Source organism: Pseudomonas sp. RW407 (assembly GCF_003176655.1).
GTDB classification, from domain to species: domain Bacteria; phylum Pseudomonadota; class Gammaproteobacteria; order Pseudomonadales; family Pseudomonadaceae; genus Pseudomonas; species Pseudomonas delhiensis.
In genome coordinates this window covers 1,108,954-1,130,429 of the sequence record NZ_QGSL01000107.1, presented here as the reverse complement: position 1 = coordinate 1,130,429, position 21,476 = coordinate 1,108,954, and the positions used below count along the sequence as shown (strand labels likewise).

The window sequence follows — 21,476 nt, the reverse complement described above, 5'->3', positions numbered from 1 at the left end:
GGTTGCCAGCGCCGGGCCGGCACGGCATGCTCGGCGGTCCGCTTCAAGGAGATCGCCATGTCCCGCATCCAGCTGCGCCCCGCCCGCCCCGACGACGTCCCGCTGATCCTCGAACTGATCGCCGAGCTGGCCGACTACGAACGCCTGTCCCACGAGAACAAGGCCGACGCCGGGCGCATGCACGAGCACCTGTTCGGCCCGCGCCCCTACGCCGAGGTGCTGATCGGCGAAGTGGACGGCGTCGGCGCCGGCTTCGCGCTGTTCTTCCACAACTACTCCACCTGGCTGAGCCAGCCCGGCATCTACCTCGAAGACCTCTACGTGCGCCCCAGCGCCCGTGGCCTGGGCCTGGGCAAGGCGCTGCTGAGCGAACTGGCGCGCCTGGCGGTGGAACGCAAGTGCGGGCGCCTGGAGTGGTCGGTGCTGGACTGGAACGAACCGGCCATCGGCTTCTACCGCAGCCTGGGCGCCGTGCCCCTGGACGAATGGACCGTCTACCGCCTGGCCGGCGATGCCCTCACCCGCCTCGGCCGGCGCGACTGAACGACCGCTGGAGTGGATTTCTGACGCGTCCTACAGCACTTGAAGCACTTGCGCTTGTCAGAGTGCTCGGTTTCACTGCATTTCGCGTCCCCCTGAAAGGAATCCACCCCATGCCTCTGCTTACGCGCGTGGCTGCCCTGCTCGGCAGCCTCGTCATGGGCTTCGCAGGCCCGGCGCTCGCCAGGGATGTCGACCCGGCCAGCTACGGCTACCCCCTGGGCAACCCCTTCGAAGCGACCATCGCCACCACCCCGGTGGAGCTGCGCCCGCAGCTGCCGGACCCCGCCGACATCGACCAGCAGGACTACGCCCTCAAGCTGCGCCCGGAGCGCGAGTTCGAGCTGCCGGACAACTTCTGGCCGGTGAAGAAGCTGCACTACCGGCTGGCCCGCCAGGACCACCCGGCGCCGCTGGTGTTCATCATCGCCGGCACCGGCGCCAGCTACCTCAGCAACACGCCCGAGTACCTCAAGGGCCTGTTCTACGGCGCCGGCTACCACGTGGTGCAGATTTCCTCGCCGACCAGTTGGGACTTCATGGCCGGCGCCTCGATGCGCGCCACCCCTGGCTACAGCCCCGACGACGCCGACGACCTGTACCGGGTGATGCAGGCGGTGCGCGCCCAGCACCCGAGCCTGCCGGTGACCGACTACTACCTCACCGGCTACAGCCTCGGCGCCCTGCACGCGGCCTTCGTCAGCCACCTCGACGAAACCCGCCGCAGCTTCAACTTCAAGCGCGTGCTGCTGCTCAACCCGCCGGTGAACCTCTACACCTCGGTGAGCAACCTGGACCGCCTGGTGCAGACCCAGGTCAAGGGCATCACCGACTCCCGGACCTACTACCAGCTGGTGCTCGGCAAGCTGACGCGCTATTTCCAGCAGAAGGGCTACATCGACCTCAACGATGCCTTCCTCTACGACTTCCAGCACTCCAGGCAGCACCTGACCAACGAAGAGATGGCCATGCTGATCGGCACGGTGTTCCGCTTCTCCTCGGCCGACATCGCCTTCACCTCGGACCTGATCAACCAGCGCGGGCTGGTCACCCCGCCGCACTACCCGATCAACGAGGGCACCAGCCTGGAACCCTTCTTCAAGCGCGCCCTGCAATGCGACTTCGACTGCTACATGGTCGAGCAGCTGATCCCCATGTGGCGCAAGCGCCATGGCGGCGGCAGCCTGCCGCAGCTGATCCAGCAGACTAGCCTGTACGCCCTGCAGCAGTACCTGCACGACAGCCCGAAGATCGCCGTGATGCACAACGCCGACGACGTCATCCTCGGCCCCGGCGACATCGGCTTCCTGCGCCGCACCTTCGGCGACCGGCTGACGCTGTACCCGCTGGGCGGCCACTGCGGCAACCTCAACTACCGGGTCAACGCCCAGGACATGCTGAACTTCTTCCGCGGCCAGGACGCCACGTTGCAGGCCGCCGCCGACACAGGAAAGCGCTAGATGACCCGCCGATCCCCCTGGCTGCTCGCCCTGCTGCTGGGCTGCGGCCTGGCCCACGCCGACAACGCCTCCGACCTCGGCCCGGCGCCCGCCGTGCCGCCCTCGGCCGCCAAGCAGGTGCAGCTGGCGCCCGACGACGACGGCTTCAAGCACCCGCTGGACGCCCTCAAGTTCAACCCCGGCCTGGACCAGCGCGAGTTCGAGCGCGCCACCCTCAGCGCGCTCAACGTCTACGACCCCTGGGAGTCGTGGAACCGCCGCGTCTACCACTTCAACTACCGCTTCGACGAGTGGGTGTTCCTGCCCGTGGTGCACGGCTACGAATACGTCACCCCGCGCTTCGTGCGCAGCGGCGTGAGCAACTTCTTCAGCAACGTCGCCGAGGTGCCGAGCCTGCTCAACAGCCTGCTGCAGTTCAAGGGCAAGCGGGCGATGAACACCACCGCGCGGCTGCTGTTCAACACCACCTTCGGCGTGCTCGGCCTGTGGGACCCGGCCACCCGCATGGGCCTGCCCAGGCAGACCGAGGACTTCGGCCAGACCCTCGGCTTCTACGGCGTGCCCGCCGGCCCCTACCTGATGCTGCCGATCCTCGGCCCGTCCAACCTGCGCGACACCGGCGGGCTGGTCACCGACTTCGTCGCCGGCCAGCAGGTGGACTACCTGGGCGTGGCCAGCGCCAGCGGCGACCACTGGGAAATCCCCACCCTGCAGGTCATCGACCGGCGCTACAGCAACAGCTTCCGCTACGGGCAGATGAACACCCCCTTCGAGTACGAGAAGCTGCGCTACTTCTATACCGAGTCGCGCAAGCTGCAGATCGGCGAATGAGCATGCGGGTTGAATATCGAACAATTCGATATTCAACCCGCAAAACTCGCAACCATCCATCCAATGCCTGGGACTATCATGGCCTCCATGCCTGAACGAGGAGGTCCACCATGACCCAGTTGCGCAACCTGATCGACCTGCACATCGGCCGCCCCGCTTCCGACGGCGCCGGCGTGCGCCTGACCCGCGTGATCGGCGGCCCGGGCATCGAACGCTTCGATCCCTTCCTGATGCTCGACCAGTTCGACACCCAGAACCCCGACGACTACATCGCCGGCTTCCCCGACCACCCGCACCGCGGCTTCGAGACGGTGACCTACATGCTCGAAGGGCGCATGCGCCACCGCGACCACCTGGGCAACGAGGGCCTGCTCAAGCCCGGCGGCGTACAGTGGATGACCGCCGCCCACGGCATCATCCACAGCGAGATGCCCGAGCAGGAGCAAGGCGCCATGCGCGGCTTCCAGCTGTGGCTGAACCTGCCCGGCAAGAGCAAGCTCGGCCCGGCCGGCTACCGCGACATCGAGCCGGAAGACGTCCCGCGCACCACCACCGCCGGCGGCGTGGAAGCGACGGTGATCGCCGGGCGCTTCGACGATGGCCAGGTGCGACTCGACGGCGCCGTGCAGCGCCCGGACACCGAGCCGCACTACTACGACCTGAAGCTGCCGGCCGGCGCCGACATCGACCTGAACCTGCCGAGCGGCCACCAGGCGCTGCTGTACGTCTACGAAGGCAGCCTGCAGGTGCAGGCCGAGCGCGGCGGCGAGGTCGGTACCAACCGCCTGGCGCGCCTGGGCGAGGGCGACGCGGTGAAGCTGCACAGCGACCAGGGCGCGCGCGTGCTGGTGCTGGCCGGCAAGCCGCTGCGCGAACCCATCGTGCAGTACGGGCCCTTCGTGATGAACAGCCGCGAGGAAATCGAACAGGCCCTGCGCGATTACCGCGACGGCGTGCTGGCGATCTGAGCCGCGGGATAGCGGATGGAATCCGCGCCCTGCGACGGCGTTTCTCCTGCACCTTGTAGGCAGGTCGTGCCGAGGTGCTCTTCGTAGGAGCGAGCTTGCTCGCGAACCCTGGCTCCCCGCGTTCGCAATAGTTCGTAGGGCGCATAACGCCTACGGCGTTATCCGCCATGATCGCGGACAAAGTCCGCTCCTACGGTTCCAGGAAGCACCGTCGTAGGAGCGGACTCCGTCCGCGATTGGATTCACCGGCCACGCCGGACGCCCCGGTAGCACGGCCAACGGCGGATAACCGCGAACGGTTATACGCCCTACGGTCGAGCTCCGTCGTAGGAGCGGGCTCCGTCCGCGATTGGATTCACCGGCCACGCCGGACGCCCCGGTAGCACGGCCAACGGCGGATAACCGCGAACGGTTATTCGCCCTACGGTCGGGCACGCTCGCAGGAGCGGACTCCGTCCGCGATCCTCCCCTACAGGCAATGCTCCTCCAGCCCGAGGAAGCGCACCAGCTCCGCCCGCTTGTCCATGGCGTCCTTGTAGCCCAGGCGGATCAGCTCGTGGCAATAGCCGCGCTCGAACAGCAGGTAGCTCAGCACCCCCGCCCCGCTCGCCCGCGTCGCGCCCGGGCCGCGCAGGAACAGGCGCACCGCCCAGGGCAGCTCCTTGCGGTGGCGGGCGGCGATCTCGTCCAGCGGCCGCGACGGCGATACCAGCAGCACCTCCACCTCGCGCAGCCCAGACTCGTGGCAGCGGCGCTCCTGCGGCACCAGCGAGCCCAGGTAATTGACGCGCTGCAGCACCTCGATATCCCCTTCCAGACTGTCGATGAAGGTGCTGTTGAGCAGGTGGATGCCCATCTGCGCCAGGCTCGGCGGGCGCTCGCTGCCCTCGCCGACGGCGCTTTCGTCGGGCCCGTTGCGCGCCGGGTTGCCGCTGACGCCGATCACCAGCACGCGGTTGGCGCCCAGGTGCAGCGCCGGGCTGATCGGCGCCTGCTGGCGCACCGCGCCATCGCCGTAGTACTCGCGCTTGATGCGCACCGGGGCGAACAGCAGCGGGATCGCCGAGCTGGCCAGCAGGTGCTCCAGGTGCAGCCGCGTCGGCACCCCGATGCGCCGGTGGCGCAGCCAGGGCTCGATGGTGGCGCGGCCCTGGTAGAAGGTCACCGCCTGTCCGGAGTCGTAGCCGAAGGCAGTCACCGCCACGGCTCGCAGCTTGCGCTGCTGCAGGGCGGCGCTGATGCCGGAGAAGTCCATCTCGCGGGCCAGCAGGTGGCGCAACGGGGTGCTGTCGAGCAGCGCCACCGGCCGCCGCCGGCCCAGGCCCAGCAGGCTGTGGCCGAGGAAGCGCAGGGCCTGGCCCAGCACCCCGGTGAAGTCGGCGCGGTACACCTGGCCGGTGTGGAAGCCCTTCCACACCCGCGTCAGGCTGTGGATGGCCTCGCGGAAGGACAGCGCGCCGCAGGCCAGGCCCACGGCGTTGATGGCGCCGGCCGAGGTGCCGACGATGACCGGGAAGGGATTGGCCGCCCCCTCCGGCAGCAGCTCGGCGATGGCCGCCAGCACACCCACCTGGTAGGCGGCGCGGGCACCGCCGCCGGAGAGGATGAGGCCGGTGATGGCGCGGTCGGTGCGGGGGTTCGGTTGCGGCTCGGCGGATTCAGTCACGACGGGAGTCCTGGATGCGTCCTGCACTTTTCAGTATGCAGCGCCGGCCGCCGCGGTAAAGCCCGCCGCCGCACTCAGCGCTTGTCGTAGAGCTTCGGCGCACCTTCCGGGCGGCTCTTGAAGCGGCGATGGGCCCACAGGTACTGCTCGGGCTGCTGGCGGATCTCCGCCTCCACCCACCGGTTGATGCGCAGGCAGTCGGCCTCCTCGCTCTCGCCGGGGAAGTCCCGCAGCGGCGGGTGGACCACCAGGCGGTAGCCGGAGCCGTCGGCCAGGCGCGTCTGGGTGAAGGGCATGACCTGCGCGCGGCCCAGGCGGGCGAACTTGGTGGTGGCGGTGACGGTGGCGGCCTGGATGCCGAACAGCGGCACGAACAGGCTCTGCTTGGCGCCGTAGTCCTGGTCCGGGGCGTACCAGATGGCGCGCCCGGCGCGCAGCACCTTGAGCATGGCCCGTACGTCCTCGCGCTCGATGGCGGTGGCGTCCAGGTTGTGCCGCTCGCGGCCGCGGCGCTGCACGTAGTCGAACACCGGGTTGTCGTGCTCGCGGTACATGCCGTCGATGGTCTGCACCTGGCCCAGCAGCGCCGCGCCTATCTCCAGGGTGGTGAAGTGCATGGCCATGAGGATCACGCCCTTGCCTTCGGCCTGGGCCTGGCGCAGGTGCTCCAGGCCTTCTATATGGGCGAGCTTCGCCAGGCGCGCCCGCGGCCACCACCAGCTCATGGCCATCTCGAAGAAGGCGATGCCGGTGGAGGCGAAGTTGGCCTTGAGCAGCCGGGTGCGCTCGGCGGCGGACAGCTCGGGGAAGCACAGCTCCAGGTTGCGCGCGGCGATCGCCCGGCGGCTGCCGACCACGCGGTACATCACCGCGCCCAGGCCGCGCCCCAGCGCCAGCAGCGCCGGATAGGGCAGCTGCACCACCAGCCACAGCGCGCCCAGGCCCAGCCACAGCGGCCAGTAGCGCGGATGGAGGAAGGCGGTGCGAAAGCGGGGACGGTCCATGAACGATTCCGGAAATGACGGGCAAAGGCGGCATTCTACCGCGAGCGCCGCCTTTGCGCCGCCGCCCCGGTGCCACTATCGCACCTGGCCCCGCGCCAGGCTTGCGGCTGCCGGGAGGGTTCGCTATAAGTCGAGGCCATTTAGCGATGCAGTGCGACCATGAGCCAAGCCGACCTCCTCGACCAAGATCCCGTTTTCCAGCTCAAGGGCAGCATGCTCGCCGTCACCGTGCTGGAACTGGCGCACAACGACCTGTCGCGCCTGGACCGTCAGCTCGCCGACAAGGTCGCCCAGGCTCCCAACTTCTTCCGCGACACCCCCCTGGTCCTGGCCCTGGACAAGCTGCCCGGCGGCGAAGGCCAGCTCGACCTGCAGGGCGTGCTGGACATCTGCCGCCGCCACGGCCTGCGTACCCTGGCCATCCGCGCCAACCGCGAGGAAGACCTGCGCCTGGCGACCATGCTGGACATCCCGGTGCTGCCGCCGTCCGGCTCCCGCGACCGCCCGCTGGAGCCGAAGGACGCCGCCGCTGCCGCCCCGGCCGAGGGCATAGTGCGCCGCCCGCGCAGCGAGAAGCTGGCCGAACCGGTGGTCGAGAAAGCCATCGACAAGGCCAGCGAAAAGACGGCGGACAAGGCGCCTGAAAAAGCCCCTGAAAAGCCTGCCGAGCCCTCCGCCCCGGCCGTCCGTCCGACTAAGCTGGTGACCACCCCGGTGCGCGGCGGCGTGCAGATCTACGCCGCCGGCGGCGACCTCATCGTCCTGGCCCCCGTGAGCCCCGGTGCGGAACTTCTGGCCGATGGCAACATCCACGTATACGGTCCGATGCGCGGCAGGGCCCTGGCGGGCGTCAAAGGCGACACCAGCGCGCGAATCTTCTGTCAGCAACTGGGCGCCGAACTGGTCTCCATCGCCGGGAATTACAAGGTTGCAGAAGACCTTAGGCGCAGTCCGCAATGGGGGCAGGCGGTACACGTCAGCCTGTCGGGAGACGTGTTGAACATCACCCGCCTTTAACGGATACTGCCGCGAATTTCAGGGACCTGAATTCTTCGTTTTTCATTGGGGTGAATCACCTTGGCCAAGATCCTCGTAGTCACTTCCGGTAAGGGTGGCGTCGGTAAAACCACCACCAGCGCCGCCATCGGCACCGGCCTGGCCCTGCGCGGCCACAAGACCGTCATCGTCGACTTCGACGTGGGCCTGCGTAACCTCGACCTGATCATGGGCTGCGAACGCCGCGTGGTTTACGACTTCGTCAACGTCATCAACGGCGAAGCCTCCCTGACCCAGGCCCTGATCAAGGACAAGCGCCTCGAGAACCTGTTCGTCCTGGCCGCCAGCCAGACCCGTGACAAGGACGCCCTGACCCAGGAAGGCGTCGGCAAGGTCATGGAAGAACTCAAGCAGAACTTCGAATACATCATCTGCGACTCCCCGGCCGGCATCGAGAAGGGTGCCCACCTGGCCATGTACTTCGCCGACGAGGCAATAGTCGTGACCAACCCGGAAGTCTCCTCGGTCCGCGACTCCGACCGCATGCTCGGCCTGCTGGCCAGCAAGTCGGCGCGCTCCGAGAAGGGCGAGGAGCCGATCAAGGAACACCTGCTGCTGACCCGCTACAACCCCGAGCGCGTCACCAAGGGCGAGATGCTCGGCGTGGAAGACGTCGAGGAAATCCTGGCGATCCGCCTGCTCGGCGTGATCCCGGAATCGCAAGCCGTGCTCAAGGCCTCGAACCAGGGCGTACCGGTCATCCTCGACGACCAGAGCGACGCCGGCCAGGCCTACAGCGACGCGGTCGACCGCCTGCTGGGCAAAGAGATGCCACATCGGTTCCTCGATGTGCAGAAGAAAGGATTCCTGCAACGACTGTTCGGAGGACGTGAATGAGCCTTTTAGACTTCTTTCGCAGCCGGAAAGCGCCGAACAGCGCCTCCATCGCGAAGGAAAGACTCCAGATCATAGTCGCCCACGAGCGCGGCAACCGCTCGCAACCGGATTACCTCCCGCAGCTGCAGAAAGACCTGCTGGAAGTCATCCGCAAGTACGTGCCGATCGACCAGGAACAGGTCCAGGTGGAACTGGCCAACCAGGGCAGCTGCTCGATCCTGGAACTCAACATCACTCTGCCGGAACGTTGATCGTCCGCTGGGTGAACTGCGGCGGCCTCGGCCGCCGCAGTCATTTCTAGCCGCTGGCGAGGCCCCATGCCGCTGTCGAACATCCAGATCCTCCACCAGGACGCCGCCCTGCTGGTGGTGAACAAGCCCACCCTGCTGCTCTCGGTGCCCGGCCGCGCCGAGGACAACAAGGACTGCCTGGTCACCCGCCTGCAGGACAACGGCTACCCGGAAGCGCGCATCGTCCACCGTCTGGACTGGGAAACCTCCGGCCTGATGGTCCTGGCCCGCGACGCCGACAGCCACCGCGAGCTGTCCCGGCAGTTCCACGACCGCGAGACCGAAAAGGCCTACACCGCGCTGTGCTGGGGCGAGCCGGAGCTGGACAGCGGGCGCATCGAACTGCCGCTGCGCTACGACCCGGAGAACAAGCCGCGGCACATCGTCGACCACGAGCACGGCCGCCACGCACTGACCTTCTGGCGCGTGGTGGAACGCTGCGGCCAGTACGCCCGGGTGGAGCTGACGCCGATCACCGGCCGCTCGCACCAACTGCGCGTGCACATGCTGTCCATCGGCCATCCCCTGCTCGGCGACCGCCTCTACGCCGAAGACGAAGCCCTCACCCTGCGCGACCGCCTGTGCCTGCACGCCAGCCTGCTGTGCCTGACCCACCCACAGACCGGCGAGCGCCTGCGCTTCGAGTCGCCGGCGCCTTTCTGAGCAAGGCAGCCATGGACCGGCAAGACTTCCACCAGGCAACCCGCGGCGCCCCGCCCCATCCCTCGCTGCTGCAAGCGCTGGAACATTGGCACGGCGTGCCCGGCCAGGCCCTTGACCTGGGCTGCGGCTCGGGGCGCGATGCCCACGAACTGCTGCGCCAGGGCTGGCGGGTGCTGGCGGTCGACTGCAACGCCGACGGCCTGCGGCACCTGATGGACGGTTTATCCACAGGCCAGACCGAACGCCTGCAAACCTGCTGCGAACGTTTCCAGGACATCGCCCTGCCCGATGCCCAGCTGATCAACAGCAGCTTCGCCCTGCCCTTCTGCCCGCCCGCCGATTTTCCGCGCCTGTGGCAAGGCATCGAGGCCGCCCTGGAGCGTGGCGGGTTGTTCGCCGGCCACTTCTTCGGCGAGCGCGACCAATGGCATGGCCGCGACGGCATGAGCTTCCACACCCGCGAAGCCGCGCATGGCCTTTTCGAAGGCTGGGAAACCCTGTGCTTCGAGGAGCACGAGTGGCAAGGCAGGACCGCCGTCGGTGGCGTCAAGCACTGGCATATCTTCGCGGTGGTGGCACAGCGCCCGTAGGAGCGGACTCCGTCCGCGATAGCCGGAGGTTCCGGCGCGATTCGCGGATAAGATCCGCGCCTACGCTGCCCACCCACAGCATTCCCCATGTAGGAGCGCGCCCTGCGCGCGAAATCGCGGGCAGGGCCCGCTCCTACAGGTTGCCGTGGGGCACGGTATTCCGCGCCTACGCTGCCCCACCTGCGCCATTCCCGTGCGGGAACACATCCTGCGCGATTCCGCGGGGGCCCGCCGTCCCTGCCATTTGCGATAAACTTCCGCCATCGTTGTCCGGAGTTTCCCATGCGTGCAGATCTCAACCAGGGCCTGATCGATTTCCTCGCGGCCTCGCCGACGCCGTTCCACGCCACCGCCAGCCTCGCCCGGCGCCTCGAGGAGGGCGGCTTCCAGCGCCTCGACGAGCGTGACGCCTGGCGCACCGAGGCCGGTGGGCGCTACTACGTGACGCGCAACGACTCCTCGCTGATCGCCTTCAAGCTCGGCCGCAACGCGCCGCTGGAGCATGGCCTGCGCCTGGTCGGCGCCCACACCGACAGCCCCTGCCTGCGCGTCAAGCCGAACCCGGAACTGGCCCGCAAGGGCTACTGGCAGCTGGGCGTCGAGGTCTACGGTGGCGCCCTGTTCGCGCCCTGGTTCGACCGCGACCTGTCCCTGGCCGGCCGCGTCACCTTCCGCCTGGCCGGCAAGGTGGAAAGCCGCCTGATCGACTTCCGCGCGCCCATCGCGGTGATCCCCAACCTGGCCATCCACCTCAACCGCGAGGCCAACATGGGCTGGGCGATCAACGCCCAGACCGAGCTGCCGCCGATCCTCGCCCAGCTGGCCGCCGGCGAGAGCCGCGACTTCCGCGACCTGCTCGGCGAGCAGTTGCAGAACGAGCACGGCATCATCGCCGACGCCATCCTCGACTACGAACTGAGCTTCTACGACACCCAGCGCGCCGCGGTGGTGGGCCTGGGCGGCGAGTTCATCGCCGGCGCCCGCCTGGACAACCTGCTGTCCTGCTACGCCGGCCTGGAGGCCCTGCTGGCCAGCGGCGACGAGCAGAGCGCGGTGCTGGTCTGCACCGACCACGAGGAGGTCGGCTCCTGCTCGGCCTGCGGCGCCGACGGCCCCTTCCTGGAACAGGTGCTGCGCCGCCTGCTGCCCGACGGCGACGCCTTCGTGCGGGTGATCCAGCGCTCGCTGCTGGTCTCCGCCGACAACGCCCACGGCGTGCACCCCAACTACGCCGACAAGCACGACGGCAACCACGGCCCGCTGCTCAACGGCGGCCCGGTGATCAAGGTCAACAGCAACCAGCGCTATGCCACCAGCAGCGAGACCGCCGGCTACTTCCGCCACCTGTGCCTGGAGAACGAGGTGCCGGTGCAGAGCTTCGTGACCCGCAGCGACATGGGCTGCGGCTCCACCATCGGCCCGATCACCGCCAGCCAGCTGGGCGTGCGCACCGTCGACATCGGCCTGCCGACCTTCGCCATGCACAGCATCCGCGAACTGGCCGGCAGCCATGACCTGCGCTACCTGGCCAAGGTGCTGGGGGCTTTCTATGGCAGTGCCGAGCTGCCTTGAGGCTTGGGTTTTCGTAGGAGCGAGCTTGCTCGCGAACCCTTGACCTAGGCACCCGGGATCTAGTCCGCCCCTCTCCCCAGCCCTCTCCCTGAAGGGAGAGGGAGCTTGTCCGTGCCGGCGGCCAGGACAGTGCTAACCGGCCGCACCGCAATGGCCGACGAGTGCTGAACTTACGCTTGATGCCGAACAGTCCCCTCTCCCTTCAGGGAGAGGGTTAGGGAGAGGGAGCCAGGGCCGGCCCAACACACGAAGGCCCAGGTTCGCGAGCAAGCTCGCTCCTACAAAAGCGCCCTCAATCCGGCACTTCCACGCTCACGTGAATCGCATCGTGCCGCCAGAACTCCAGGTCGCAGTCGATCACCCGGCCGTGCTGGTCGCGGTTGATGCGGGTGATGCGCAGTGCCGGGCTACCCTCGGCCACCCGCAGGGCGCTGGCCGCTTCACCGTGCAGGGCGGTGGGCACCATGTCGAAACGCACGCGGCCGTAGCGGATGTCGTAGCGGCTGGCGTAGAGGTCGGTCAGCGACTGGCGCAGGTCGCAGTCGAGGATGCCGGGGAAATAGGCCGGGTTCAGGTAGTGCTCCACGTACAGCACCAGGCGCCCGTCCACCCGCCGGGCGCGGCGGATCTGGTAGACGCTGGACAGCGCCGGCAGCTCCAGGTGCGCGCAGATCGCCGGGCTGGCCGGCAGTTGGCGCGCCGACAGCACCTCGGTGGCCGGCACCCGGTCCTGGCCGGCGACCATGGCGTGGAAGTGGCTGCGCACCAGCGGGTTGTACAGCAGCCGCGGCGGCGAGACGAACCAGCCGCGGCGCTCCTCGCGGTAGATCAGGCCCTGGGCCTCCAGCTGCGTCAGCGCCTCGCGCAGGGTGATGCGCGTGGTGTCGAACAGCTCGCTCAGGCGCCGCTCCGCCGGCAGCTTGCCGCCGGCCGGCAGCAGGCCGCTGTCGATCTGTTCCACCAGCGCCCGGCAGATCGCCGTCACCGTCGGTAGCGCCTCGTCGCGCATGCTGTTTCCCTCTTTTGGACTAGACCAGCCCCAAGCTGGGGCACTTCACCGCAACCGGTAGCCGTTCCCACTGTAGGAATCCACGGTGACCGTCCGGTGACAGTGCCATGGCAAGCAGGCCCCATGCCAGCTCCGCGCCACAGCATAGCCCAGCCGCATCAAGGTCTTGTGCATGGTCTAGGCTGTATCCGGGCGCTGCCTGCCGACCCGCATGCCGGCGCCCGGACACGAAATTGTCATGCCCGCTTCGTAGATTGGCCTGGGTCTTGCTGATCTAGACCAGCGACGCGCCACGCCCGACCGGGGCGCGGCCCCCAATGCCAGAACCCGATGACCGAAGGAGCACCGAATGAAACGCTTGCTTGCTTCACTGCTGGGAACCGCGATTGCCCTGGGCAGCGCGACCACCATGGCCGCCGAGGCCGACCTGCAGGCGCTGGAACAGGCCGCGCGCAAGGAAGGCCAGGTGAACAGCGTGGGCATGCCCGACAGCTGGGCGAACTGGAAGGACACCTGGAAGGACCTGGAGAGCAAGTACGGGCTCAAGCACATGGACACCGACATGAGCTCGGCCCAGGAACTGGCCAAGTTCAAGGCCGAGGGCGAGAACGCCAGCGCCGACATCGGCGACGTCGGCGCCGCCTTCGGCCCCATCGCCGTGCAGCAGGACGTCAGCCTGCCCTACAAGCCCAGCACCTGGGACCAGGTCCCGGAATGGGCCAGGGACAAGGATGGCCACTGGGCCCTGGCCTACACCGGGACCATCGCCTTCATCGTCAACAAGCAGCTGGTCAAGGACGTGCCGCACAGCTGGGCCGACCTGCTCAAGGGCAAGTACAAGGTCACCATCGGCGACGTCAGCAGCGCGGCCCAGGCAGTCAACGGCGTGCTCGCCGCGGCCATCGCCAACGGCGGCGACGAGAAGAACGTCAAGCCGGGCCTGGAGTTCTTCGCCCAGTTGGCCAAGCAGGGCCGCCTGTCGCTGACCAACCCGGTGATCAACACCCTGGAGAAGGGCGAGGTGGAAGTCGGCATCGTCTGGGACTTCAACGGCCTGAGCTACCGTGACCAGATCGACCCCAGCCGCTTCGAGGTGCTGATCCCCTCCGACGGCTCGGTGATCTCCGGCTACACCACCATCATCAACAAGTACGCCAAGCACCCCAACGCCGCCAAGCTGGCCCGCGAGTACATCTTCAGCGACGCCGGGCAGATCAACCTGGCCAAGGGCAATGCCCGGCCGATCCGCGCCGAGCACCTGGACCTGCCGGCCGAGGTCAAGGCCAAGCTGCTGCCCAACGAGCAGTACGCCAAGGCCCAGCCGATCAGGGACGGCCAGGCCTGGGAAGCGACCTCCAAGCGCCTGCCGCGCATGTGGCAGGAGAGCGTGATCATCAACATGCAGTGACGCGGCGCCGCCCCCGGCCGTGGCCGGGGGCGCCCGTTCCGGTTTCCCCCAGCACAGGCAGCTACGATGTCCCGTCCCGTCATCCTGGTCCTCCTCGACGGCCTCAATTACGGCGTCGCCCATGACTGCATGGGCCACCTGCAGGCGCTCTGCAACGCCGGCCGCGGCCGCCTCTACCGCCTGCAGTGCGAGCTGCCGTCGCTGTCGCGGCCGCTCTACGAATGCCTGCTCACCGGCGTTGCGCCGATCGACAGCGGCATCCTGCACAACCAGGTTTCGCGCCTGTCGAAGGAGCGCAGCCTGTTCCACTATGCCCGCGACGCCGGCCTGACCACCGCGGCGGCGGCCTACCACTGGGTCAGCGAGCTGTACAACCGCTCGCCCTTCGACGCGGCCCGCGACCGCCACACCGAGGACGCGGCGCTGCCGATCCAGTACGGCCACTTCTACTGGACCGATCACTACCCCGACTCGCACCTGCTGGCCGACGCCGAGCACCTGCGCCGCCGCCACGCCCCCGACGTGCTGCTGGCGCACCCGATGAACATCGACGACGCCGGCCACCGCCACGGCCTGAACAGCGCGCAGTACCGCAACGCCGCGCGCCAGGCCGACGTGCTGCTCTCGGAATACCTGCACCAGTGGCTGGCCGCCGGCTACCAGGTGATGGTCACCGCCGACCACGGCATGAACGACGACCGCAGCCACGGCGGCATCCTCCCCGAGGAGCGCGAGGTGCCACTGTTCGTCTTCGGCGAGGCCTTCAGCCTCGACGACCAGGTGCGCCCGCGCCAGGTCGAGCTGTGCGGCAGCCTCTGCCGGATACTCGGCGCGGCCCACGACAAGCCGGTCTGCGAAGGGCTGCTGCGGCCATGAGCGCGAACCGCGGAAAGCGCCTCGCCCTGCTCTGCCTGCTGCCCTTCGCGCTGTTCTTCTTCGCCTTCCAGATCGCGCCGCTGCTGTGGGTGGCGGTCAACAGCCTGCGCCGCGAAGACGCCTGGGGCCTGGGTAACTTCGCCGAGATATTCGCCTCGCCCTTCTACCTGCAGGCGATCCGCTACAGCCTGGAGATTTCCCTGTGGTCGAGCCTGATCGGCCTGGCCATCGCCGTGCTCGGCAGCTATTCGCTGCGCCAGGTGGACAGCCGCCTGCGCGACTTCGTCATGGCCTTCGCCAACATGACCAGCAACTTCGCCGGGGTGCCGCTGGCCTTCGCCTTCATCATCATCCTCGGCTTCAACGGCGCCATCACCCTGCTGCTCAAGCAGGCCGGGCTGATCGAGGACTTCAACCTCTATTCCAAGACCGGCCTGATCATCCTCTACACCTACTTCCAGATCCCCCTGGGGGTGATGCTGCTCTACCCGGCCTTCGACGCCCTGCGCGAGGACTGGCGCGAGTCGGCGGCGCTGCTGGGCGCCAACCACTGGCAGTTCTGGCGGCACATCGGCATCCCGGTGCTGACGCCGGCGCTGCTGGGCACCTTCGTGATCCTCCTGGCCAACGCCCTGGGCGCCTACGCCACCGTCTACTCGCTGACCACCGGCAACTTCAACGTGGTGCCGATCCGCATCGCCGGCCTGGTCTCCGGCGACGTCTTCCTCGACCCGAACATGGCCAGCGCCCTGGCGATGATCCTGGTCGGGCTGATGACCGTCATCACCCTGGCCCACCAGTGGCTGCTGCGCCGGAGCTACCATGTCGAGAAACGCTAGCCCGCTGTACCACCGGCTGGTGGTCTACGCGCTGTTCCTGATCCTGCTGCTGCCCCTGGCCGCCACCCTGCTCTACTCCCTGGCCACCCAGTGGTCGGCGAGCGTGCTGCCCGACGGCCTGACGCTGAAGTGGTACCTGGCGCTGTGGACCGACCCGCGCTTCCTCACCGCCTTCGGCCAGTCGCTGCTGGTGTGCTTCGGCGCGCTGCTGCTGAGCGTGCTGCTGATCCTGCCGCTGATGTTCGTGGTGCACTACCACTACCCGCGCCTGGACGCGCTGATGAACGTGCTCATCCTGCTGCCCTTCGCGGTGCCGCCGGTGGTCTCCTCGGTGGGCCTGCTGCAGCTCTATGCCTCGGGCCCCCTGCCGCTGACCGGCACGCCCTGGATCCTCGTCGGCTGCTACTTCACCATCGCCCTGCCGTTCATGTACCGGGCCATCGGCAACAACCTGCAGGCGATCAACCTGCACGACCTGATGGACGCCGCCCAGCTGCTCGGCGCCAGCACCTGGCAGGCGGCCCTGCTGGTGGTGCTGCCGAACCTGCGCAAGGGCCTGATGGTGGCGCTGTTCCTGTCCTTCAGCTTCCTCATCGGCGAGTTCGTGTTCGCCAACCTGCTGGTCGGCACCCGCTACGAGACGTTGCAGGTCTTCCTCAACAACATGCGCAACAGCAGCGGCCACTATACCAGCGCGGTGGTGGTCTCCTACTTCCTCTTCATCCTGCTGCTGACCTGGGCCGCCAACCGCCTGAACAAGGACCGCACATGAGCTTCCTCAGCGTCGAACGCCTGAACAAGAGCTTCGGGGACACCCGGGTCTTCCAGGACATCGACTTCGCCGCCCGGCGCGGCGAGTTCGTCACCCTGCTCGGCCCCAGCGGCTGCGGCAAGTCCACCCTGCTGCGCTGCATCGCCGGGCTCACCGCGGTGGACAGCGGGCGCATCCTGATCGACGGCCAGGACCTGGTGCCGCTGCCGCCGCAGAAGCGCGGCATCGCCATGGTGTTCCAGAGCTACGCGCTGTTCCCCAACATGACCGTGCAGCAGAACGTCGCCTTCGGCCTGCGCATGCAGAAGGTGCCCTCTGCCGAAGCCGCCACCCGGGTGGCCGAGGTGCTGGAGATGGTCGAGCTGGGCCAGTACGCCGCGCGCTACCCGCACCAGCTCTCCGGCGGCCAGTGCCAGCGCGTGGCCCTGGCCCGCTCGCTGGTCACCCGCCCGCGCCTGCTGCTGCTCGACGAGCCGCTGTCGGCCCTGGACGCGCGCATCCGCAAGCACCTGCGCGAGCAGATCCGCCGCATCCAGCAGGAGTTGCAGCTGACCACGGTGTTCGTCACCCACGACCAGGAGGAGGCGCTGACGCTGTCCGACCGCATCGTGCTGATGAACGCCGGGCGCATCGTCCAGAGCGGCGACGCGGAAACCCTCTACACCGCGCCGGCCGACGCCTTCGCCGCCGGCTTCATCGGCAACTACAACCTGCTCGACGCCGAGCAGGCCGGCCGCCTGCTCGGCCGGCCCTTCGCCGGGCAGGTGGCGATCCGCCCGGAATCCCTGCGCCTGAGCGTGGATGCCGGCGACGGCATCGCCGCCCAGGTGCTGTCCCACAGCCTGCTGGGCAACGTCATCCGTTACCGGGTGCGGGCCAACGGCGTCGAACTCACGGTGGACGTGCTCAACCGCAGCGCGGAACGCCTGTATCCGGCCGGCGCCCACCTGGCGCTGGCGATCGATCATGAAAGCATCCGGGAGGTGGCCTGATGGCCCTGGTGATCTTCGACCTTGACGAAACCCTCATCGACGGCGACTGCGCCAGCCTGTGGAGCCGGCGCATGGCCGAACTGGGCTGGGTCGACGGCGAGTCCTTCATCCGCCGCGACACCGAGCTGATGGCGCGCTACGCCCTGGGCGAGCTGTCCATGGAGGCCTACATGGCCTTCAGCCTGGAGCCCATGGCCGGGCGCAGCGTCGAGGAAGTGGAACGGGAGGTGGAAGCCTACGTCGAGGACGTCATCGAACCGCTGATCTACAACGACGCCTGCCGCACCCTGGCCCGCCACCGCGCCGCCGGCGACCGGCCGCTGGTGATCTCCGCCTCCGGCGTGCACCTGGTGCAGCCGATCGCCGAGCGCATCGGCATCCAGGACGTGCTGGCCATCGACCTGGAGGTGGTGGACGGCCACTACAGCGGCCGCACCCAGGGCGTGCTGACCTACCGCGACGGCAAGATCATCCGCCTGCTCGACTGGCTCGGCGGCGACGAAAGCGCGCTGGCCAGCACGCACTTCTATTCCGACTCGCGCAACGACCTGCCGCTGCTGCGCCGCGTCGGCAACCCGCACACGGTCAACCCCGACCCGGTGTTGCGCGGCGAGGCGGAAAAGCACGGCTGGGAAATCCTCGCCTGGCGTTGAGTCCGCCAAGAAACACGGCTCTTCGTAGGAGCGCGCCTTGCGCGCGAAATCGCGGGCAGGGCCCGCTCCTACAGGTGCGGGAAAACACTGTGCGCGGTCGAATCCGTAGGGCGCATAATGCCTACGGCGTTATCCGCCGCCATTCCCGGGCACTGGCGCCCGGGCCAACGGCGGATGACCGCGAACGGTCATTCGCCCTACGTCGCATGCGGGAGCGTGCGTCAGGCCAGGCTCTGGTCGACCAGCAGCACCACCTTGCCCTGCACCTGGTTGCTGGCCAGGGCCTCGAAGGCCTGCTCGGCGTCCTTGGCCACGAACTGGCGCTCCAGCTGGGGCTGCAGCCGGCCGCTGGCGAACAGCGGCCAGACGCGGGTGCCCAGCTCGGCGATCAGTTGCGCCTTGAAGTCGGCGTCGCGGCTGCGCAGCGTCGAACCGGTCAGCTGGATGCGCTTGCCCAGCAGCAGCGCCAGGTCCAGCTCGGCCTTGCGCCCGCCCATCAGGCCGATGACCACCCAGCGACCGTCCTGGCGCAGCACCTGCAGGTTGAGCGCCGCGTAGTTGGCGCCCACCGGGTCGAGGATCACGTCGAAGGGCGCGAAGTCGCGCAGCGACTCCAGCGCCTCGCCGCGCAGCACCCCGCCCTCGGCGCCGAGGGCCTCGCAGTAGGCCAGGCGCTCGGCGGAGCCGACGCTGACCCAGCAGGGGCTGCCGAAGGCCTTGCACAACTGGATGGCGGCCGAGCCCACGCCGCTGGCGCCGGCGTGCAGCAGGACCTTCTCGCCCGGCTGCAGGCCCGCCAGCTGGAACAGGTTGAGCCAGGCCGTGGCATAGACCTCCGGCAGCCCCGCCGCCTCGGCCAGCGACAGGCCGTTGGGCACCGGCAGCACGTGGCGGGCGTCGACCACCACCTCCTCAGCCATGCCGCCGCCGGCCAGCAGCGCGCAGACGCGGTCGCCCACCTGCCAGGTGGCGCCGGCGCCCACTTCGCTGATCACCCCGGCGCATTCCAGGCCGAGGATGTCGCTGGCCCCCGGCGGCGGCGGGTAGAGCCCGGCGCGCTGCAGCAGGTCGGCACGGTTGAGCCCGGCTGCGGCCACGCGGATGCGCACCTGCCCCGCCCCGCAGGTCGGCGCCGGGCGCTCGGCCCACTCCACCCGCCCTTCGATACCTTGCAATGCGTTCACGCTACCTCCATAGTGCTTGCACGGCCCGCACCACGTCGGTCGGGCCTTTCTCTTCGCTCGTCGCGCCAGAGCCCAATCTCGAGCAGCTTGGAACCCGGCGACGCCAGATACGGCCTAATATGCGTCATAACTCCGCACCCAGTCGATTAAGCATGAAGCGATTTCTGCCCCGCACCGCCCTGCTGCTGGTCCTTGGCGCCAGCGCCCTGTCCGCGTTCGCCGCGCCCTCCGCCGGCCAGAACTCCTGGGACGGCCTGCAGCCGGACCGTGACCAGGTGATCGCCAGCCTGAACATCGTCGAGCTGCTCAAGCGCCATCACTACAGCAAGCCGCCGCTCAACGACGACCGTTCGGCGAAGATCTACGACGCCTACATCAAGGCCCTGGACCCGTCGCGGATGTACTTCACCGCCAGCGACATCGCCCAGTTCACGCCCTGGCGCACCCAGTTCGACGACTTCCTCAAGAGCGGCGAGCTGGACCCCGGCTTCACCATCTACAAGCGTCACCTGGACCGCCTCAAGGAGCGCCTGGACTTCGCCCTGGCGACGCTCGGCAAGGGCGTCGACAAGATCGACTTCAAGGTCGACGAGAGCCTGACCATCGACCGCGAGAACGCCGCGTGGGCGAAGAACAGCGCCGAACTCGACGACCTCTGGCGCAAGAAGGTCAAGGACGAGGTGCTGCGCCTGAAGATCGCCGGCAAGGACGACAAGGCCATCCAGGAACAGCTGACCAAGCGCTACAAGAACCAGCTGATGCGCCTGGAACAGACCCGCAGCGAGGACATCTTCCAGGCCTACATCAACGCCTTCGCGCAGACCTACGACCCGCACACCCAGTACCTGTCGCCGGACAGCGCGGAAAACTTCGACATCAACATGAGCCTGTCCCTCGAGGGCATCGGCGCCGTGCTGCAGAGCGACAACGACTACGTCAAGGTCGTGCGCCTGGTGCCGGCGGGCCCGGCCGAGAAGAGCAAGCAGATCGCCACCTCGGACAAGATCATCGGCGTCGCCCAGGGCAAGGGCGAGATGGTCGACGTGGTCGGCTGGCGACTCGACGAAGTGGTCAAGCTGATCCGCGGCCCGAAAGGCTCGCAGGTGCGCCTGGAGGTCATCCCCTCGAGCAACGCGCCGAACGACCAGACCAGCAAGATCGTCACCATCACCCGCGAGGCGGTGAAGCTCGAAGACCAGGCGGCGAAGAAGTCGGAGATCACCCTCGACCACGACGGCCGCAGCTACAAGCTCGGCGTGATCGACGTGCCGGCCTTCTACCTGGACTTCAAGGCCTACCGGGCGGGCGACCCGAACTACAAGAGCACCACGCGCGACGTGAAGAAGCTCATCGGCGAGCTGCAGAAGGACAAGGTCGACGGCATCGTCATCGACCTGCGCAACAACGGCGGCGGCTCCCTGCAGGAAGCCACCGAGCTGACCGGCCTGTTCATCGACCAGGGCCCGACCGTGCTGGTGCGCAACAGCGACGGCCGTGTCGACGTGCTCAACGATGACGAGGGCCAGGCCTTCTACACCGGGCCGATGACCGTGCTGGTCAACCGCCTGTCGGCCTCGGCCTCGGAGATCTTCGCCGGCGCCATGCAGGACTACCACCGCGCGCTCATCGTCGGTGGCCAGACCTTCGGCAAGGGCACCGTGCAGACCATCCAGCCGCTCAACCACGGCGAGCTGAAGCTGACCCTGGCCAAGTTCTACCGCGTCTCCGGGCAGAGCACCCAGCACCAGGGCGTGATCCCGGACATCAGCTACCCGTCCATCGTCGACGACAAGGAAATCGGCGAGAGCGCCCTGCCCGACTCCATGCCCTGGGACACCATCCGCCCGGTGCTGTCGGCGCAGAGCGACCCGTTCAAGCCGTTCCTCGACCAGCTGAAGATCCAGCACGACGCGCGCACCGAGCACAACGCCGACTTCGTCTACGCCCGCCAGCGCCTGGCCCTGGCCCAGGAGCTGATGAAGGAGAAGACCGTCAGCCTGAACGAGGCCAAGCGCCGCGCCCAGCAGAGCAGCATCGAGGGCCGCCAGTTGGCCATGGAGAATGCGCTGCGCAAGTCCAAGGGCCAGGAGCCGCTGAAGGAGCTCAAGCAGGAAGACGACAACGCCCTGCCGGACGACGACAAGACCAAGCCCCAGGACGACGCCTACCTCACCGAGTCCGGGCACATCCTGCTGGACTACCTGACGCTCAGCTCGGCGGTGGCCAAGCACTGAAAGAGCGGAGTCGTCACGAAACAGTCATGACT

Annotated in this window: 21 protein-coding genes; 17 read left to right on the top strand and 4 right to left on the bottom strand. The window is 68.2% G+C overall.

Going from position 1 to position 21,476, the window contains the following annotated elements; translation table 11 throughout:
* The first annotated feature begins 57 nt into the window (after nt 1–57).
* From DK254_RS29275 to DK254_RS29260, 4 genes are all read left to right on the top strand, one after another.
* Nucleotides 58–543 carry a GNAT family N-acetyltransferase gene (locus DK254_RS29275; protein ID WP_109936633.1) on the top strand — a complete coding sequence of 162 codons (486 nt, stop codon included), beginning with the start codon at nt 58–60 and terminating at the stop codon, nt 541–543.
* 110 nt (nt 544–653) lie between these two features.
* A complete protein-coding gene (locus DK254_RS29270; protein WP_109936632.1) occupies nt 654–2,000 on the top strand; it encodes a serine/threonine protein kinase in 1,347 nt (448 codons plus the stop codon).
* Nucleotides 2,001–2,831 (top strand): VacJ family lipoprotein, encoded by an 831-nt coding sequence (locus tag DK254_RS29265; RefSeq protein WP_109936631.1) that lies wholly within the window; start codon nt 2,001–2,003, stop codon nt 2,829–2,831.
* A 110-nt stretch (nt 2,832–2,941) separates the two neighbouring features.
* Complete coding sequence (locus DK254_RS29260) at nt 2,942–3,799, top strand: pirin family protein (RefSeq protein WP_109936630.1); 858 nt, start codon at nt 2,942–2,944, stop codon at nt 3,797–3,799.
* A 469-nt stretch (nt 3,800–4,268) separates the two neighbouring features.
* On the opposite strand, the gene DK254_RS29255 is transcribed toward DK254_RS29260, so the two are convergent.
* Both DK254_RS29255 and DK254_RS29250 read right to left on the bottom strand, forming a co-directional pair.
* Complete coding sequence (locus DK254_RS29255) at nt 4,269–5,417, bottom strand: patatin-like phospholipase family protein (RefSeq protein WP_109937340.1); 1,149 nt, start codon at nt 5,415–5,417, stop codon at nt 4,269–4,271.
* Nucleotides 5,418–5,539: 122 nt separating this feature from the next.
* Nucleotides 5,540–6,469: a lipid A biosynthesis lauroyl acyltransferase gene (locus DK254_RS29250; protein WP_109936629.1), complete on the bottom strand. Its 930-nt coding sequence runs from the start codon at nt 6,467–6,469 to the stop codon at nt 5,540–5,542.
* A 159-nt stretch (nt 6,470–6,628) separates the two neighbouring features.
* Between DK254_RS29250 and minC the strand changes: the two genes are divergently transcribed.
* From minC to DK254_RS29220, 6 genes are all read left to right on the top strand, one after another.
* Nucleotides 6,629–7,486 (top strand): septum site-determining protein MinC, encoded by an 858-nt coding sequence (minC, locus tag DK254_RS29245; RefSeq protein ID WP_109936628.1) that lies wholly within the window; start codon nt 6,629–6,631, stop codon nt 7,484–7,486.
* A 60-nt stretch (nt 7,487–7,546) separates the two neighbouring features.
* Nucleotides 7,547–8,362, top strand: a complete 816-nt coding sequence (minD, locus tag DK254_RS29240; RefSeq protein ID WP_109936627.1) for a septum site-determining protein MinD — start codon at nt 7,547–7,549, stop codon at nt 8,360–8,362.
* A complete protein-coding gene (minE, locus tag DK254_RS29235; RefSeq protein WP_009620516.1) occupies nt 8,359–8,613 on the top strand; it encodes a cell division topological specificity factor MinE in 255 nt (84 codons plus the stop codon). The genes minD and minE overlap by 4 nt, the downstream gene beginning before the upstream one ends.
* A 66-nt stretch (nt 8,614–8,679) precedes the next feature.
* Complete coding sequence (locus tag DK254_RS29230; protein WP_109936626.1) at nt 8,680–9,315, top strand: RluA family pseudouridine synthase; 636 nt, start codon at nt 8,680–8,682, stop codon at nt 9,313–9,315.
* An 11-nt stretch (nt 9,316–9,326) separates the two neighbouring features.
* Nucleotides 9,327–9,905 carry a bifunctional 2-polyprenyl-6-hydroxyphenol methylase/3-demethylubiquinol 3-O-methyltransferase UbiG gene (locus tag DK254_RS29225; RefSeq protein ID WP_109936625.1) on the top strand — a complete coding sequence of 193 codons (579 nt, stop codon included), beginning with the start codon at nt 9,327–9,329 and terminating at the stop codon, nt 9,903–9,905.
* Between the two features lie 282 nt (nt 9,906–10,187).
* On the top strand, nt 10,188–11,477 hold the full coding sequence (locus DK254_RS29220; RefSeq protein ID WP_109936624.1) for a M18 family aminopeptidase: 1,290 nt from the start codon (nt 10,188–10,190) through the stop codon (nt 11,475–11,477).
* Nucleotides 11,478–11,769: 292 nt separating this feature from the next.
* Here DK254_RS29220 and DK254_RS29215 read toward each other — a convergent pair whose 3' ends face one another.
* Nucleotides 11,770–12,486, bottom strand: a complete 717-nt coding sequence (locus DK254_RS29215; protein WP_109936623.1) for a UTRA domain-containing protein — start codon at nt 12,484–12,486, stop codon at nt 11,770–11,772.
* Between the two features lie 349 nt (nt 12,487–12,835).
* Here DK254_RS29215 and DK254_RS29210 point away from each other — a divergent pair, with 349 nt between their 5' ends.
* From DK254_RS29210 to DK254_RS29185, 6 genes are all read left to right on the top strand, one after another.
* Nucleotides 12,836–13,894 carry an ABC transporter substrate-binding protein gene (locus DK254_RS29210; RefSeq protein ID WP_109936622.1) on the top strand — a complete coding sequence of 353 codons (1,059 nt, stop codon included), beginning with the start codon at nt 12,836–12,838 and terminating at the stop codon, nt 13,892–13,894.
* Nucleotides 13,895–13,960: 66 nt separating this feature from the next.
* Nucleotides 13,961–14,770 carry an alkaline phosphatase family protein gene (locus tag DK254_RS29205; RefSeq protein ID WP_109936621.1) on the top strand — a complete coding sequence of 270 codons (810 nt, stop codon included), beginning with the start codon at nt 13,961–13,963 and terminating at the stop codon, nt 14,768–14,770.
* Nucleotides 14,767–15,609: an ABC transporter permease subunit gene (locus tag DK254_RS29200; protein WP_109936620.1), complete on the top strand. Its 843-nt coding sequence runs from the start codon at nt 14,767–14,769 to the stop codon at nt 15,607–15,609. Before DK254_RS29205 ends, DK254_RS29200 begins: the two co-directional genes overlap by 4 nt.
* A complete protein-coding gene (locus DK254_RS29195; protein WP_109936619.1) occupies nt 15,593–16,381 on the top strand; it encodes an ABC transporter permease in 789 nt (262 codons plus the stop codon). The genes DK254_RS29200 and DK254_RS29195 overlap by 17 nt, the downstream gene beginning before the upstream one ends.
* Complete coding sequence (locus DK254_RS29190) at nt 16,378–17,373, top strand: ABC transporter ATP-binding protein (protein WP_109936618.1); 996 nt, start codon at nt 16,378–16,380, stop codon at nt 17,371–17,373. Before DK254_RS29195 ends, DK254_RS29190 begins: the two co-directional genes overlap by 4 nt.
* Nucleotides 17,373–18,026: an HAD family phosphatase gene (locus DK254_RS29185; RefSeq protein ID WP_089393087.1), complete on the top strand. Its 654-nt coding sequence runs from the start codon at nt 17,373–17,375 to the stop codon at nt 18,024–18,026. Before DK254_RS29190 ends, DK254_RS29185 begins: the two co-directional genes overlap by 1 nt.
* A gap of 221 nt (nt 18,027–18,247) precedes the next feature.
* Here DK254_RS29185 and DK254_RS29180 read toward each other — a convergent pair whose 3' ends face one another.
* Nucleotides 18,248–19,210, bottom strand: a complete 963-nt coding sequence (locus tag DK254_RS29180) for an NAD(P)H-quinone oxidoreductase (RefSeq protein ID WP_109936617.1) — start codon at nt 19,208–19,210, stop codon at nt 18,248–18,250.
* 152 nt (nt 19,211–19,362) lie between these two features.
* Here DK254_RS29180 and DK254_RS29175 point away from each other — a divergent pair, with 152 nt between their 5' ends.
* Complete coding sequence (locus DK254_RS29175) at nt 19,363–21,444, top strand: carboxy terminal-processing peptidase (RefSeq protein ID WP_109936616.1); 2,082 nt, start codon at nt 19,363–19,365, stop codon at nt 21,442–21,444.
* Nucleotides 21,445–21,476: the final 32 nt, after the last annotated feature.

Excerpts from the sequence above, each read along its gene's own strand:
- DK254_RS29275 (WP_109936633.1), top strand. The coding sequence starts at position 58 with ATGTCCCGCATCCAGCTGCGCCCCGCCCGCCCCGACGACGTCCCGCTG.
- DK254_RS29270 (WP_109936632.1), top strand. The coding sequence starts at position 654 with ATGCCTCTGCTTACGCGCGTGGCTGCCCTGCTCGGCAGCCTCGTCATG.
- DK254_RS29265 (WP_109936631.1), top strand. The coding sequence starts at position 2,001 with ATGACCCGCCGATCCCCCTGGCTGCTCGCCCTGCTGCTGGGCTGCGGC.
- DK254_RS29260 (WP_109936630.1), top strand. The coding sequence starts at position 2,942 with ATGACCCAGTTGCGCAACCTGATCGACCTGCACATCGGCCGCCCCGCT.
- DK254_RS29250 (WP_109936629.1), bottom strand. The coding sequence starts at position 6,469 with ATGGACCGTCCCCGCTTTCGCACCGCCTTCCTCCATCCGCGCTACTGG.
- minC (WP_109936628.1), top strand. The coding sequence starts at position 6,629 with ATGAGCCAAGCCGACCTCCTCGACCAAGATCCCGTTTTCCAGCTCAAG.
- minE (WP_009620516.1), top strand. The coding sequence starts at position 8,359 with ATGAGCCTTTTAGACTTCTTTCGCAGCCGGAAAGCGCCGAACAGCGCC.
- DK254_RS29230 (WP_109936626.1), top strand. The coding sequence starts at position 8,680 with ATGCCGCTGTCGAACATCCAGATCCTCCACCAGGACGCCGCCCTGCTG.
- DK254_RS29225 (WP_109936625.1), top strand. The coding sequence starts at position 9,327 with ATGGACCGGCAAGACTTCCACCAGGCAACCCGCGGCGCCCCGCCCCAT.
- DK254_RS29220 (WP_109936624.1), top strand. The coding sequence starts at position 10,188 with ATGCGTGCAGATCTCAACCAGGGCCTGATCGATTTCCTCGCGGCCTCG.
- DK254_RS29215 (WP_109936623.1), bottom strand. The coding sequence starts at position 12,486 with ATGCGCGACGAGGCGCTACCGACGGTGACGGCGATCTGCCGGGCGCTG.
- DK254_RS29210 (WP_109936622.1), top strand. The coding sequence starts at position 12,836 with ATGAAACGCTTGCTTGCTTCACTGCTGGGAACCGCGATTGCCCTGGGC.
- DK254_RS29205 (WP_109936621.1), top strand. The coding sequence starts at position 13,961 with ATGTCCCGTCCCGTCATCCTGGTCCTCCTCGACGGCCTCAATTACGGC.
- DK254_RS29200 (WP_109936620.1), top strand. The coding sequence starts at position 14,767 with ATGAGCGCGAACCGCGGAAAGCGCCTCGCCCTGCTCTGCCTGCTGCCC.
- DK254_RS29195 (WP_109936619.1), top strand. The coding sequence starts at position 15,593 with ATGTCGAGAAACGCTAGCCCGCTGTACCACCGGCTGGTGGTCTACGCG.
- DK254_RS29190 (WP_109936618.1), top strand. The coding sequence starts at position 16,378 with ATGAGCTTCCTCAGCGTCGAACGCCTGAACAAGAGCTTCGGGGACACC.
- DK254_RS29185 (WP_089393087.1), top strand. The coding sequence starts at position 17,373 with ATGGCCCTGGTGATCTTCGACCTTGACGAAACCCTCATCGACGGCGAC.
- DK254_RS29175 (WP_109936616.1), top strand. The coding sequence starts at position 19,363 with ATGAAGCGATTTCTGCCCCGCACCGCCCTGCTGCTGGTCCTTGGCGCC.